Origin of the sequence: Martelella alba, assembly GCF_005217455.1 — a bacterium.
Taxonomy (GTDB): Bacteria; Pseudomonadota; Gammaproteobacteria; order Enterobacterales; family Enterobacteriaceae; genus Acerihabitans.
In genome coordinates this window covers 1-13,810 of sequence record NZ_SZPQ01000066.1, presented here as the reverse complement: position 1 = coordinate 13,810, position 13,810 = coordinate 1, and the positions used below count along the sequence as shown (strand labels likewise).

At 57.0% G+C, this 13,810-nt stretch carries 13 protein-coding genes; 5 read left to right on the top strand and 8 right to left on the bottom strand.

Annotation, left to right across the window (positions count from 1 at the left end; all coding sequences use genetic code 11):
• Positions 1 to 200 precede the first annotated feature (200 nt).
• The 4 genes from FCN80_RS24400 (at position 201) to FCN80_RS24385 (ending at position 4,070) form a co-directional block, all read left to right on the top strand.
• A complete protein-coding gene (locus FCN80_RS24400; RefSeq protein WP_136992926.1) occupies positions 201 to 1,001 on the top strand; it encodes an IclR family transcriptional regulator in 801 nt (266 codons plus the stop codon).
• 18 nt (positions 1,002 to 1,019) lie between these two features.
• Entirely contained in the window at positions 1,020 to 1,961 is a 942-nt protein-coding gene (locus tag FCN80_RS24395) for a 2-dehydro-3-deoxygalactonokinase (protein ID WP_136992925.1), read from the top strand.
• A 3-nt stretch (positions 1,962 to 1,964) separates the two neighbouring features.
• Positions 1,965 to 2,594 carry a 2-dehydro-3-deoxy-6-phosphogalactonate aldolase gene (locus FCN80_RS24390; RefSeq protein ID WP_136992924.1) on the top strand — a complete coding sequence of 210 codons (630 nt, stop codon included), beginning with the start codon at positions 1,965 to 1,967 and terminating at the stop codon, positions 2,592 to 2,594.
• Between the two features lie 138 nt (positions 2,595 to 2,732).
• Complete coding sequence (locus tag FCN80_RS24385; RefSeq protein WP_136992923.1) at positions 2,733 to 4,070, top strand: MFS transporter; 1,338 nt, start codon at positions 2,733 to 2,735, stop codon at positions 4,068 to 4,070.
• A gap of 108 nt (positions 4,071 to 4,178) precedes the next feature.
• Here FCN80_RS24385 and FCN80_RS24380 read toward each other — a convergent pair whose 3' ends face one another.
• The 7 genes from FCN80_RS24380 to FCN80_RS24350 form a co-directional block, all read right to left on the bottom strand.
• Positions 4,179 to 4,787: a C40 family peptidase gene (locus FCN80_RS24380; RefSeq protein ID WP_230492925.1), complete on the bottom strand. Its 609-nt coding sequence runs from the start codon at positions 4,785 to 4,787 to the stop codon at positions 4,179 to 4,181.
• Positions 4,788 to 4,923: 136 nt separating this feature from the next.
• The gene (locus tag FCN80_RS24375; RefSeq protein WP_136992922.1) at positions 4,924 to 5,898 is read right to left on the bottom strand and encodes an ABC transporter ATP-binding protein; all 975 of its coding nucleotides are present in this window, start codon (positions 5,896 to 5,898) and stop codon (positions 4,924 to 4,926) included.
• Positions 5,895 to 6,869, bottom strand: a complete 975-nt coding sequence (locus FCN80_RS24370; protein WP_230492924.1) for an ABC transporter ATP-binding protein — start codon at positions 6,867 to 6,869, stop codon at positions 5,895 to 5,897. Before FCN80_RS24370 ends, FCN80_RS24375 begins: the two co-directional genes overlap by 4 nt.
• Positions 6,869 to 8,044 carry a M20 family metallopeptidase gene (locus tag FCN80_RS24365; RefSeq protein ID WP_136992920.1) on the bottom strand — a complete coding sequence of 392 codons (1,176 nt, stop codon included), beginning with the start codon at positions 8,042 to 8,044 and terminating at the stop codon, positions 6,869 to 6,871. The genes FCN80_RS24370 and FCN80_RS24365 overlap by 1 nt, the downstream gene beginning before the upstream one ends.
• A gap of 8 nt (positions 8,045 to 8,052) precedes the next feature.
• Entirely contained in the window at positions 8,053 to 8,883 is an 831-nt protein-coding gene (locus FCN80_RS24360; protein ID WP_136992919.1) for an ABC transporter permease, read from the bottom strand.
• Complete coding sequence (locus tag FCN80_RS24355) at positions 8,884 to 9,846, bottom strand: ABC transporter permease (RefSeq protein ID WP_136992918.1); 963 nt, start codon at positions 9,844 to 9,846, stop codon at positions 8,884 to 8,886.
• Positions 9,847 to 9,877: 31 nt separating this feature from the next.
• Positions 9,878 to 11,428: an ABC transporter substrate-binding protein gene (locus FCN80_RS24350; protein ID WP_136992917.1), complete on the bottom strand. Its 1,551-nt coding sequence runs from the start codon at positions 11,426 to 11,428 to the stop codon at positions 9,878 to 9,880.
• Positions 11,429 to 12,573: 1,145 nt separating this feature from the next.
• On the opposite strand from FCN80_RS24350, the gene FCN80_RS27525 reads away from it, so the two are divergent.
• Positions 12,574 to 13,062: a DUF2569 family protein gene (locus FCN80_RS27525; RefSeq protein ID WP_136992916.1), complete on the top strand. Its 489-nt coding sequence runs from the start codon at positions 12,574 to 12,576 to the stop codon at positions 13,060 to 13,062.
• Positions 13,063 to 13,175: 113 nt separating this feature from the next.
• Here FCN80_RS27525 and FCN80_RS24340 read toward each other — a convergent pair.
• Positions 13,176 to 13,810 (bottom strand): DeoR/GlpR family DNA-binding transcription regulator (locus tag FCN80_RS24340; RefSeq protein WP_136992915.1); only part of this gene is annotated, 635 nt, incomplete at its 5' end.

The following is a 13,810-nucleotide window of genomic DNA, read 5'->3' as shown; positions in this document are numbered from 1 at the left end:
CATTCAACCATCCCTGAAAGTAATTCATCCCAACTATCTTAATGATTACCTTAATATAATTGTGGGTAGTTGCAAGCTTCCCGGCAATTGAAATAAATGAGGTAAAAGCCCGCAAAAACCCATATATTGGGTTAATAGATCACATATTGACTTATTGGTTTAGTGAGAACATGATTTCCCATAACGGAGGACAGTGACACATGCAAAAATCCGGACCCGCGGGTACGCAAACGCTAGAGCGAGGAATACGCGTCATAGACGCCGTGGCCGACGGCGCGGATGATTTGGGTAAAATCAGCCTGGCCGTCGGACTGTCGCGCAGTACCACGCAGCGCCTCGCGGCTATGCTGGTGCGCGAAAGACTGTTGCGTATTGAGGGGGGGGCCTATCTTTTGGGCCCGAAGCTCATTCAGCTCGGTTTCCGCGCCCGCGACCAAATCCCCCTTGCCGTACTGGCCCGCCCGCATATTGAGTCACTCTCGTCCCAGACACAGGACTCCGTGCATCTGGTACTCCCTGAAGGCCATGAGGTGCTTTATATCGATAAGATCCCCGGCCAGCGCGGCTATGAGCTGCGATCACGCATAGGATCGCGGATGCCGATGGCGCTCACCGGGGTGGGTAAGGCGCTGATGCTCGATATGAGCGCCGATGCGTGGCGAACGCTTTATGACGGCGCAGTGACCGGAGCCGAAACCGTCAATGGCGGCCATCCTTTGCCGTGGGCGTCTTTTTGCGCGTCCATGCAGGGCTATGCCCGTCGCGGCTACGCTTTCGATTTGGCTGAAAACGAATTCGGCGTCCGTTGCGTCGCCGCGCCGATACGCGATGCCGGCGGGCGTATCGTCGCCGCGGTGAGCGTCGCCGCGGCGGAGCCCTGGATGGATGAACGCCGGATGGAGGACATCGCGCCGCTGGTACAGCAATGCGCTTTCGCCATTTCACATGCCATCGGCTGGTCGGGCAAAGGACAGGCGGGTTCCCGGCCGACAACCCCGTAAATCACAAGAAGAAGGTATATGACCCGTTTAACCGATGCCGCACTAATCGCCCTAGATTGGGGAACAAGTTCGCTGCGTGCCTGGTGCCTGGACCAAAGCGGCCGAGTCCTTGCCAGCACCGCCAGCCCGGAGGGCATCATGAGCGTGCCCGTCGGGGGATTTGCCGATGTTTTCGCGCGCGTCGTGGCGCCCTGGCGGGCGGCGCGGCCGGATTTGCCCGCGCTCGCCTCGGGCATGATCGGTTCCGCGCAGGGCTGGCGCGAAGCCCCTTATCTCCCTTGCCCCGCCGGCCCAAACGAGCTTGCCCGCGCGATGGCGTTTTTGCCCGATTGGGGCTTACACATCGTACCGGGCGTCGCGCAGCGCCGCCCGGCCAACGTGATGCGCGGCGAGGAGACGCAAATCGCCGGCGCGTTGGCGGAACGGCCGGAACTGGCCGCCTCGGCGCATCTGGTCTTACCCGGCACCCATTCCAAATGGGTCGCGATAGCGGACGGCCGTATCACGGATTTCTCGACCTATATGACCGGCGAACTGTTCGCCGTGCTCCGCCAGCATTCGATACTTGGCCGCCTGGTTACCCCCGATTTACCGCCCGCGACGCCTGAGCAAACCGATCAGGCCTTCAGCGCGGGCGTCGCGGCCGCGCGTCAAGGCTCGATCCTGCCGCAGTTGTTCGCCACCCGGGCCGAGGCGCTCCTGGGCGAAATGCCGGCGGCGGTCAGTCTTGATTATCTCTCCGGATTACTGATCGGCGGAGAGATCGCCTCGGCGCTGGCCGTGCGGCATCCCGCGGCGGCCCCGATCCTTATCGGCGCCTCAGGGTTGGTGGCGCGGTACCGTCAGGCGCTGGACAGCTTTGGCCTGCCGGGCGCCGAACATATCGATAACACGGCGGTGACGGGACTGTGGCGTATTGCTTGCGCCGCGGGCCTGGTCACGCCCTCTACCGGAGAATAACCCATGTCACTGCAAACCTGGCTAAAGCGCATGCCGCTCATCGCCATCCTGCGCGGCGTAACACCCGACGACATCCTCCCTGTCGGCCGCGTCCTGAAAGAATCGGGTTTCGCCATTATCGAAATCCCCATGAATTCGCCCGAGCCGATTGAAAGTATCCGGCGTTTAGCGGCGGAGTTCGGCGAGGACCTGCTGGTGGGGGCGGGAACCGTGCTCAACCCCGCCGACGTGGACCGGATCGCCGCCGCGGGGGGCAGGATCATTGTCATGCCCCACGCCGATACGCGCGTCATCAGGCGGGCTCATGAAACCGGCCTGTATTGTACGCCGGGCATCGCGTCGCCCACCGAGGGCTTCGCGGCGCTTGAGGCCGGCGCCGACGGGCTCAAGCTGTTTCCAGCCGAGGGCATGTCCCCCGCCGTGCTGAAAGCGCTGCGGGCGGTCTTTCCCGCCAATGTCCCTTTGCTTCCGGTGGGAGGGGTCACGCCGCAGACGATGTCTCCCTGGCTGGCCGCGGGAGCGGCCGGGTTTGGCTTGGGATCGGCGCTCTACAAACCCGGCCTGTCGGCACAGGCGGTAGGCGAAAACGCCCGCGCCTTCGTTGCCGCCCTGCAGGCCGGCAAAATGGCGTAATGCCGGCGCCGCGTGCGATTTAGCGTCCCCGCTGGGGGGTGTTGCTGTTAAGCAAGGAAACCGGGGTTTTTTCAAACCTCTTTACTGACCAATGACAATAACGCATCCGGGCCCTACCGCGATGCGAGGGAGGAAAAAATGGCACTTCCGACATCATCGGCGCCCGAAGCGGCATCATCGGCGCCCGAGGCCGCGCGGTCCAGGGGAAACAAGCGATGGATTATCGTGTTGATCCTGTTGCTCGGCGGGATAGTGAATTTCATCGACCGAACGGCCTTGTCGGTGGCGGCGCCGCATATGATGAGCGATTTGCATCTCAGTAACGCCGACATCGGCCTGTTGGGAACGTTCTTTTCGCTTATTTACGCGGTGTGCCAGTTACCGGCCGGCTGGTTGATAGACAAATTGGGCGCGCGGCGAATTTATATCGCCGCCATTATCTTCTGGAGCGGGGCGACCATGCTTACCGGGGTAATGAAATCCATGCTGGGGCTGATCTTCGCCCGCGCCTTGCTCGGCGTGGCCGAAGCGCCTTGCTGGCCAAGCGCCGCGAAGATCACGTCCGCCTGGTTTCCCAAGAAAGAACGCGCCATGGCCACCGGTATCTGGGATGCCTCGTCAAAATGGGGTCCGGCCATTGCGCCGCCGCTACTGGTGATGATTATGCTCGCGACCGATTGGCGTGTGCTGTTCTATGTTGCCGGGGGCGCCGGGATCCTGTTTGGCATCATACTCTATATCTTCTACCGGCAACCCGAGCAGGCTCGCTGGCTATCCTCCCAAGAGCTCGATTACATCCGCGCCGGCGGCGGCGGTACGGCCTCGGCGCTGGGATCAGTCGTTCAGGAACACAAGGGGATGCGCTGGCGCGACCTGTTTCGCTATCGCGCTATCTGGGGAATGATCCTGGGGTGGTTCTGCTATATCTGGATGTTTAACATCCTGAGCTATTTCGTCCCGCTGTACCTGCTCAAGACCGAACACATCGATCTTAAATCGGCCGGATTTCTGACGTCCCTACCCTTCTTTGCCGGTATCATCGGCGCGTTTATCGGCGGCTGGGTATCGAAACTGCTGGTTGATCGTAATATCGCCTCGCCATTGACCGCCAAGCGAGCGGTGATTTCGATCTGCGCTTTGTTCGGCGGACTGGCTTTAATGGCCGCGCCCTTCTTCCCCGGTTTGACGGCGACTATCGTGCTGCTGTCCATCGGCATGGCGATGCTTGCCTCGGTTTCGGCCAACGGCTGGGCATTGCCGGGCGATGTGGCGCCCAGATCAATGGTGGGTTCCGTCGGGGGGATTCAAAACTTCGGCGGGTATTTCGCCGGTTCCCTGTCGCCGCTGGTCACCGGGCTGATTGCCGATGCCACCGGTTCCTATGCCCTGGCGTTCATCAGCGGCGGGCTGATCGCCGCCTGCGCGGCGGTGTGTTACTGGTTTATCGTCCGCCAGCCCATCGCCGTCGACGAATAACCCTACCGGTCGGCTGATGCCGGCCGCAACGCCGGCTTCGCCGGGAGACGATGCCCGGCTTTCCGGCCGTATCAAGCGCGCCCTTGGCGTGACGCTGGGCCGGCAATGTTAGACGCCGTGATTTTTGGGCGCCGTCAGGCTGCTTTTATTCATGGTGATGTCGGTATGGTATTCTCTCTGTAATCGCCGCGCCTGGTAGAAGACCGATTTCCAATAAGGATTCGTCAACGACGAACGCACCACCCCCTGACTGACCGAAGCATGCAGAAAATAATTATCGACGTCATAGAAACCCACATGCAATTCGCCCTTGATACGGAAGAACACCAAATCGCCCGGCTGTAACTGGCTGGGATTGACGCGGGTCCCCATATGCACGAGATCCAGCGTGGTTAGCCTGGCCACCGGCAGGTTGAAACGATCTTTCAAGGTTCGCCAGACAAAACCGGAACAATCCACGCCGGTTAATTTCGTCCCGCCCCATTGGTAGGGCGTGCCATGCCAGGTGTGCATCTGGTCGTGAAGCGCGGCCACCACCGGAATCAGATCGGAGGGATCGGTGGCGGGGACGCCATCGGCCCCTTGCGACGACGCAGAATGATCACGGCCTTGGCGCGCGCAGCCCGCCAGCACCAGGCTTAAGATCAGCGTGAGTAACATGTGCGCCCGTTTTCTGTGCATAATGAAAGCATCGGCGGTCAGTGATGGGAATCCCATTAAGTACTTCTTTTATCGATAAATCAATGCTTCCCCTGGACAGAAACCGGGGTAATTTACATTAAAATACAAAAATTTTCACTTAATGACAAAATTAGCTTACTCCTTGCTCTGCAAGGAATATTCTCAACGCGGGTTAGCCGGCATATAAATGGCAGGCGACCCGCCGTCCATCTTCCAATACGCAATCCGGCACCGGTCGACGGCACGCCGCCGACGCCTTATCGCAACGCGGGTAGAACGCACAGCCGCCCCCCGGCGGCGCGGCGGCGTCACCGGCAGGCAGCATCGCGATATTGCGACGTTCAAACGGCGTATCGGCCGGAATAGCGGAAAACAACAGCCGGGTGTAGGGGTGGCATGGCCGGCGGTAAATGGCGTCGCAATCGCCGATTTCCACGACCCGTCCCAAATACATTACCGCGACGCGATCACTGATATAGCGCACCACGCCCAGATCGTGCGAAACGAACAGATACGTCAGACCCAGTTCGGCCTGTAGGCGCCGCAACAAGTTGAGGATCTGGGCCTGGATGGAGACATCCAGCGCCGAAACCGACTCATCGCAAATAATGATTTCCGGTCGCAGTGCGATTGCGCGAGCGATATTAATACGCTGCCGCTGTCCGCCGCTGAACTCATGGGGAAACTTGCCGAGCGCGTTTTCATCCAGGCCGATGAGCGACAACAGTTCCACCACCGCCTGATGCAGCGCTTGTGACGACAGTTTTATGCCATGGATGCGAAACGGCTCCGAGAGAATCGTTTGCACATTATGGCGGGGATTGAGCGACGAAAACGGATCCTGGAAGACCATTTGCAGATTGCGCGCGACCTGACGTCGGTCTTGGGATGTATCCTCGTGCACGTCACGGCCATGGAAACGCACCCGCCCGCCGCTGGGCTTCAGCAGGCCGACTATCATGCGCGCCGTGGTGGACTTGCCGCAACCCGATTCGCCGACAATGCCTAATGTCTCGCCGCGGCGCAAGGCAAAGGACACATCATCCACTGCCCGCACCGCGTGGTCTTTTCTTCCCAGCCAGCCGGTACGGCCTGTCCGAAACACCTTACTCAGGTTTTCGACGGATAAGATCGTCTCATCGCTCATGGCGCTTTTTTCTCCGCGAGGAAGCAGGCTGTCCAGTGATCATCGGCCACGGGGTTCAACGCTGGCGCGTCATGTCGGCATACCGGCATAGCTTGCGGACAACGCGCGGCAAACTGGCATCCCGGCTGCCGACGGGCGAGATCCGGCGGATTGCCCTCGATGGGCGTTAACGTCTGGCCGATACGCGCCAGCGTCGGCCGGGAATTCATCAATCCCAGCGTATAGGGGTGCCGCGGCTGGCGAAACAACGCCTCAACGCCGCTGTATTCCACGCAGCCGCCGGCGTACATCACCAGCACCCGCTGACACAGCTCGGCGACGACGCCCAAATCATGCGTGATCATGATGATGGTAATCCCCATTTGTTGATTCAGTTCCCTGAGCAGCGCCAGAATCTGCGCTTGCAGCGTCACGTCCACGGCGGTGGTGGGCTCATCGGCAATCAGTAACCGCGGATGCGTAATCAGCGCCATGGCAATCATCACCCGCTGACACATCCCCCCGCTCAATTGATGGGGATACTGCTTCATTCGCCGCTCCGGCTCGGCCAGCCGAACCTGTTTCAGTAGCGCTACCGCCTGACGCCATGCCTCGGCGCGGCTTACCCGCTGATGCGCCCGCAGGGTTTCAATCAACTGGTCGCCGATGGTGTAGCACGGGTCCAGCGACGACATCGGATCCTGGAAAATCATGGCGATTTCTTTACCGCGCCGCGCCCGCATCGCCGCCGGCGACAAGGTCAGCAGGTCGACGCCGTCGAACAAGATGCGGCTTTCGCGGCCGACCCGCGCCTGCTCCGGCAACAGCCCCATGATGCTCAGGGCGGTGACGCTTTTACCGGAGCCGGACTCACCGACGATAGCCAGCATTTCCCCCTGCCCGACGCGCACATCCAGCCCATCGATAATTCTGGCCTCGCCCTTGCCGGCGGCGAAGCGCACTGTCAGGTCGCGGATTTCCAGCAATGGCATCAGTCGGCGGTCCCGCGAGCGTCGAATTCCGCTTTGACTCGGGCCAGCAGCGCGCCATCGCTCATCATCTCCAGGCCGGAAGCCGCCATTACCCGTGCGGCATCCATAATTGCGCGATCCCCTTGCGCCGAACCGGCGGCTTCGGCGAAGGACAGCGTATGGGTGGCGCCCGCCGCCTTGCCGATACCGATATAAGATTGCACCGCCGGAAATTCATGGGTGACGTTGGCCATATCCGTGGATCCGATGCCTTGGGTCAGCTCGCGGGGAATATGGTCGATGCCGAATGCGTCGAAATATTTCGCCACCAGGCCCACGATGATTTTGTTGTTGCGAATCTCTTTATTGCCGTAGCCCTGCCGGGTTATGGCCACTTCGGTGTCGGTGGCCAGCGCCGCGCCGCGCGCGCACTGATGAACTTTCTCGATAATCTTGGCCAACGCGGCGCTTTCCAGCGCGCGCAGATTGAATACCGCCTTGGCGCTGTCGGGTATGATGTTCGATGCGACGCCGCCCTCGGTAATGATGCCGTTGATTCGGCCGAAATCCCGCACATGTAAACGCAGCGCATTGACCGCGTTGAACATCTCGATAACCCCCGACAACGCGTTGCGGCCTTCCCAGGGATAAGCGGCGGCATGCGCGGGGCTGCCGGTAAAGTGGTATTCGAAAGTGGCGTTGGCGAACGAGATATCATCCGCCATGGCGATGTCGGAGGGATGCATGAGCATGGCGGCGTCCACCCCGGCAAACACGCCGGCTTCAATCATTTTGATTTTACCGACGCCGATTTCCTCCGCCGGCGTGCCGAATACTTTCACCGTGCCGCCGAGACCGTTACGCTCCATCACCTGCTTGGTGATGATGCCGGCCCCCACGCTGGCGGTGCCGATGATATTATGCCCGCAGGCATGACCAATGCCCGGCAACGCGTCGTATTCAGCGAGGTAAGCGATAACGGGACCCGGTCCGGTACTGAACTCGGCGACAAAGGACGTTTCCAGTCCCGCCAAGCCGGTTTCCACCGTAAAACCATACTGACGCAGCAATGACACCAGCGTCGCCTGGGCTTTTTTCTCTTCCAGCCCCAGTTCCGGATTGGCATGAATATAATGCGCCGCCGTCACCAGATCATCCCGCAGCGTTGCCCCGACAAGGTTGATTAAGTCGATCATGCAGTACCTCATTTTCTCAATTTTGGGTCGAGGGCCTCGCGAAACCCATCCCCCACCAGATTGAAGGCCAGAACCGTAAGCAGGATGGCGAAACCCGCGGTAATGGTCATCGTAGAATCAATGCGAAGAAATTCCTGCCCATCGCGCAGCATATTGCCCCAGGTGGCCGTCGGCGGTTGTACCCCCAGGCCGAGGAAACTGAGCGCCGCCTCCGACAAAATGGCGCCGGCGATGCTCATGGTGCCATAGATGATTAAGGGGGCGACGGTGTTGGGAAGAATATGGCGCGCGATGATACGGAAGGGGCCCGCCCCCAGACTGCGCACCACTTCGATATAGCTTTCTTTTTTAATGGCCAGCGTCTCGCCGCGGATGATGCGCGCGAAATTCGGCACGTTGACGATGCTGATGGCGATAATCAGATTCACAATACCGTCGCCCAGTACCGTCATTAACGCAATGGCCAACAGTACGGAAGGAAAGGCGAATAACGCATCCATCAACCGCATGATGGCGCTGTCCAGCCAACCGCCGAAATGACCGGCTATCAGACCCAGCGCCGTCCCGCAAAACCCGCCGATAAAAATGGCGACGAACGCGATCAGGATGGAAACGCGCGATCCGTAAATCAGCCGGCTGAGGATGTCGCGGCCATAATTATCGGTACCAAGCAAAGCGCCCACGCTGCCCAAAGGTCGCAGCGGGGCATCCAGGTGCATCTGATTGGGATTATGCGGCGCCAGCCACGGGGCCAGCAACGCCATTAGCATAATGGCCGCCACCACGATAAGTCCGAACACGGCATTACGGTTACGGCAAAAGCGGCGCATCACCTCCATTTACGCGTCTCCCTGGCGGTTATTCAGATCAATCTTCGGGTTCACCACCACATACAGCAAATCGATGCAAGTATTCACAAACACGAAGATCAGCGCGGCGAACATCACCGTACCTTGCACCACCATGAAGTCCCTTTTTTCAATGGAGCTGATAATGAGCCGCCCCATTCCCGGCCAGGCGAATATGGTTTCAGTGAGCACCGCCCCGCTCAACAGGGAGGAAACCTGTATGCCCAACACGGTCAGAATCGGATTGAAGGCGTTGCGCAAGGCATGTTTGCCGATGACCTTGAATTCCGACAGCCCCTTGGCGCGCGCCGTGCGAATGAAAGGCGCGTGAATGACCTCAAGCATCGCGGTACGGATGATTCGGACAAACGTGGCCATGGGGATAGTGGAAAGCGCCACGCCGGGCAGGATAAGATGCCGCAGGATATCCCCCGCCCCTTCGTCCCAATCCCCCATGCCGGTCGCCGGCAGCCAGGCCAGATGCACCGAAAACAGCAGCACCAGCAGCAGCCCGAGCCAAAACACCGGCATTGACACCCCCACCAGGGCGAACAGCATGCTAAGCGAATCAAACCAGCTGTGCTGGCGCACCGCCGAAACGACCCCCACCGGCAACGCCACCAGCAACGCTAATATCAAGGCGAATCCGCCCAGCAGGAGGGTATTGGGCAACCGCTCCAGGATTAACACGCTGACCGGCTCGCCATAATAGATGGAATAGCCCAGATTCCCGTGCAGCAAATCCTTCAAAAAATAGCCGTACTGTATCAACAGCGATTGATCCAGCCCGAGTTTTACCCGCAACGCATGCACCGCTTCCACCGTTGCCTGCGGCCCCAACATGATCGCCGCCGGATCGCCGGGAATAATCCGGGTAATCAGAAACACCACCGTCGCCACTAAAAGAAGGACAATGACCGTTTGCAACAGGCGATGTATAAGGAAACGAATCATAGCGAGGCCGTTCTCCTGGTTTTAACCGCGCTCATTTCGTCAACGAGACGTGGATATCCGGAGTCTCAATGCGCAACATGCCGTCCGAGGAGACGCTAAAGCCCTGGACTTTGTCATTGACGCCATTGACAAAGTCTTTGGTCCACAGCTCGATACGTGGAGCGTCCGCCAGGATTTTGCGTTGCGCCTGGACATATAGCGCGCGTCTGGCCTGCTGCTCGCCGCTGACGCTGACCGCGTCGGCCAGTAGCTTGTCCACCTCGGGATTGCTGTAACCCTGGCCATTGCCCAATGACCCGATCTGTTGGGTGGAAAACATCTGATAAAGGAAGAAATCCGGGTCGGGGTACCATGACCAGCTCAAGTTATAGAAAGTGGCCTGCCCTTTCGACACCGCTTCGCTGAAGCTGCCCCATTCCATACTCTTAACCGTTAAATCAATGCCGATTTGTTTGAGTTGTTGCTGCATGATGGTGCCCGCTTTAATGCGGTCCGGGTCTTGCGGGGTCACCAGCGTCGCGCTGAAACCATGAGGATAACCGGCCTGCGCCATCAGCTTTTTCGCGCCGTCGATATCCTGGGCCGAGGCCAATTGAGCCGCGTTGGCGTCATAACCCCAGGACCCCTTCGGCAACGGCGAAAAAGAACGGCTGGCGCCGCCCCATTGAAAAATGGCCTTCACCAATTCGTCGAAATTGACGGTTTTGAGGATGGCCTCGCGCACCCGGATATCCTTGGTCGGGCCAGCAAGTAGATTCATTGCGCTGAAGGTGACATTCATTCCCGGTACGGATAACAGACGGGTGTGCTTATTGTGTTCCACCGCCTGGCGATTGGGGCCATCGATATTGCTGGCGATATCGATTTCGCCGGTCAGCAGCGAGTTGGTCATCATATTCAGATCGGGAATGAACTTCCATACCACCCGGCCCAGCTTGACTTGCGGGTCGTAATACTTGCTAAACCGGACCAGGCTGATTTTATCATCCTTGCGCCATTCCTTGAGGATAAAGGGACCCGTGCCCACCGGATGCAAACCGAAGGCGGCGCCTTGCCCCTCCACTTCCTCCTTCGGCACCACCGCATTGCCCACATCGGTTAACACCGAGAGAAAAGCGGCATTGGGCGCGTTGAGAATGACGGTAACCTTATTGGGCGACACGACCTGGACATCCTTTATCATCCGCGCCCGCTTCATTACCGATTCTTTGGCCGAACGCAATAGGCTGTACCGCACATCCTCAGCGGTCATTTTCCGACCTTTCTGGAACTTTCCCGGCTGGAAATAGACATCATCCCGCAGGTCAAACTGATACTCCCGTAAATCGGGACTCACCGTCCAATGCGTCGCCAAGCCGGGAATAATATTTTTCATATCCTTGTCGTAATAGACCAGGGTATTAAAAATATTCATCATAATATCCGATTCATAAGTACCGGTATATTTAACCGGGTCCAATGTACGGGGCACCGCCTCCAATCCGATAGTCAGTGTTTGACCTTTATCGTTCCCTTCCTTACAGCCGGCCAGCAACGCCATAAAAATAAAACCGACGATCAATAGCACAGAGCGTTTGTTCATTTGCCCCCCTGAAGGCATATCAATTATACAACCGTCAATAGCGCCATCACAGGGCGGCCGGATCTTCGGCCTTGCCCTGTTCTTGAACACAAACGTGAAAAATCATCCAAAAACAAGAATTCCATCCTGTTATTTGTCATGAAGTAAGCACAAGTCACCTTTGGTTCCATTTTATGGGACTTTGTTCCATTTTTTATATAAAATAAAATATGCCACAGAAGCGAAATGCGTCAAGCGTTTTATCGTATACTTTGCATTCAGGGAAATTAGGGAAAATGGCACCATAAAGATCAGAACTGCGCTCCATTATGGTGCAGCGCACCCATTCCGATCATCGCGTGTTTATGAAAACCCGCCGGACCGCAAATAAAGAGGATTGTTCTTCCCTGAATATCCGTTCACACAACACTGTACGGATGTGTTCAACAGGCCAGCGGCGGAAGCGTCCTGCGAAGAAGAATTTTAATTCTTCAACAACCGATAGCGTAATCCCCTTAACCCGGCGCCCGACGGATGAACGGGCACGGCTGAGCGTTCCGGCGACATCGCCGACCCGATCTCCCCGATGTCACATCAGCATCACGGTCAGTCTACGGACATGATTGATGTTTATTCCGGGTGTTGTGAATCGTTTTCTGTATCGGGCGCCGTTCGGTTCAGGGTATGGACGCTATGATAGACGCCACTCAGTCCGGTGAGTAATTTGGGCTATTTGGCGATTGTTCGGAACGCGTAATCCGAGTTGAGCCGCCTTCTGGCGAGGTACTAGGCGGAGCGCTTATTCAGGCAAGTCAATTTTTCATCGGGACCGCAATAAGCGTTTTTGAACATTCGCTGGGCACAATACAATATCTAATTAGTTTCATGCTCTCATCTATCCCACCTCAGTTTTGCACTGATTTAGATATAATTTTAATGTGAATGATTATATCTGGCATTTTATTGCGGAAAAACAGCAATGCTGATTTGACAGGCCCCTTGAACAGGCAGGCCCTCTCCGCCATAAAGTAAATAAATTTAAAACAAAATCCAGATGTTTGCCAAACATAACACTGATCCATTGAACGTATTTAGGTAAAAGATATAATGCTTTTGTGAAACCCTTAATCCTCAGTTTTAACACAATCAAGAAACCATTCTAATCTATGACGAATAATAACAGTCCTTCCGAAGCAGCCATGCTAAACAGATACTGCGCCTCCTGTCCAAACCATAAAGACACGGTTATCAGTGGTTGGTTATATGTACCAATCATAGGAATCATTTTATGCGCTATTTTTTATTCAAGCATAGCGCTAACATCGATATTTAGCTATTCCAGCATCAAGTATTTTCATTTTTTATCGAGTTCATTTTTATTCTATTACTCCTTATTTTTCTGTTCGTTAAGTTGTTTCAGTTTGTACTCAATCATCATTTTCTTTAAGAGAAAAAAATATGCGCCGAAAATTATCATTGCCTATCAGATAATGAATTTCATTTTATTCGCCATTCTCGGTGTCATTGGTTTTATCCTTCCCGCTCCTGCAGGACTCTCTCTTATCGGATCTGCGTTTATAGCAACAATGTCAACATTTATCTGGGTGCCATATTTTATTTTTTCAAAACAAGTGAAAAAGGTGTTCATTCATTGACCCTATCCACTCAACCTATTTCAAATTGCACCGCGGCGTTAAGCCGCCCCAGCCAACAAAGCGGCAACGTGGAGTATGACGAGTATAAACGGAACGCGGCAACATTCCCGCACTTAGCCGGCTGCGAGGGAAACAGCCTCATCCGCCAGTATCAGCGCAAAATCATGGCCGGCCAGCGAGTGGCGAGTCTGCGCATCCAGCCCCTCGTCGGTAATGATATCCGTCAGCGCATCCAGGGGTACCGCACGGTACAGCGCCCAGGCGCCATATTTGCTATGGTCGGCGAGCAACACCCGCCGGCGGGCGTTTCTTAGCAAGTCTTCCTTCAAACCGGCTTTTTCCTCGGTGGGCGCGGTCACGCCGCGCTCCAGGCTCCAGGCATCGCACGTGACAAAGGCGATATCCGGGTTGATGCCGCGCAAAAAACGCCGGCCGTGCTCGCCAATGCAAGACTGGCTGCTGTCGTCGATACGCCCGCCGATGATGGTCACTTCGATTTGTTTGAATTCCGAAAGAAACAGCGCCACGTGCAGGTCGGCGGTGATCACCCGCAGGCGAAGATGCGTAAGTTGCCGCGCCAGTTCCAGCGCGGTGGTGCCGGCATCCAGCACCACCGCATCGCCCGCCTTGACCCACTGCGCCGCACATTTTGCGATAAGCCGTTTTTCTCCCAGGTTACGCTGCATTTTTTCCTGCGTCGTGGGCTGGCTGGGTATAAAACGGTTCAGCGTGACCCCGCCGTGCGTCC

Excerpts from the sequence above, each read along its gene's own strand:
- FCN80_RS24380 (WP_230492925.1), bottom strand. The coding sequence starts at position 4,787 with ATGGGATTCCCATCACTGACCGCCGATGCTTTCATTATGCACAGAAAA.
- FCN80_RS24360 (WP_136992919.1), bottom strand. The coding sequence starts at position 8,883 with ATGGAGGTGATGCGCCGCTTTTGCCGTAACCGTAATGCCGTGTTCGGA.
- FCN80_RS27525 (WP_136992916.1), top strand. The coding sequence starts at position 12,574 with ATGACGAATAATAACAGTCCTTCCGAAGCAGCCATGCTAAACAGATAC.
- FCN80_RS24400 (WP_136992926.1), top strand. The coding sequence starts at position 201 with ATGCAAAAATCCGGACCCGCGGGTACGCAAACGCTAGAGCGAGGAATA.
- FCN80_RS24350 (WP_136992917.1), bottom strand. The coding sequence starts at position 11,428 with ATGAACAAACGCTCTGTGCTATTGATCGTCGGTTTTATTTTTATGGCG.
- FCN80_RS24355 (WP_136992918.1), bottom strand. The coding sequence starts at position 9,846 with ATGATTCGTTTCCTTATACATCGCCTGTTGCAAACGGTCATTGTCCTT.
- FCN80_RS24395 (WP_136992925.1), top strand. The coding sequence starts at position 1,020 with ATGACCCGTTTAACCGATGCCGCACTAATCGCCCTAGATTGGGGAACA.
- FCN80_RS24370 (WP_230492924.1), bottom strand. The coding sequence starts at position 6,869 with ATGCCATTGCTGGAAATCCGCGACCTGACAGTGCGCTTCGCCGCCGGC.
- FCN80_RS24365 (WP_136992920.1), bottom strand. The coding sequence starts at position 8,044 with ATGATCGACTTAATCAACCTTGTCGGGGCAACGCTGCGGGATGATCTG.
- FCN80_RS24390 (WP_136992924.1), top strand. The coding sequence starts at position 1,965 with ATGTCACTGCAAACCTGGCTAAAGCGCATGCCGCTCATCGCCATCCTG.
- FCN80_RS24375 (WP_136992922.1), bottom strand. The coding sequence starts at position 5,898 with ATGAGCGATGAGACGATCTTATCCGTCGAAAACCTGAGTAAGGTGTTT.
- FCN80_RS24385 (WP_136992923.1), top strand. The coding sequence starts at position 2,733 with ATGGCACTTCCGACATCATCGGCGCCCGAAGCGGCATCATCGGCGCCC.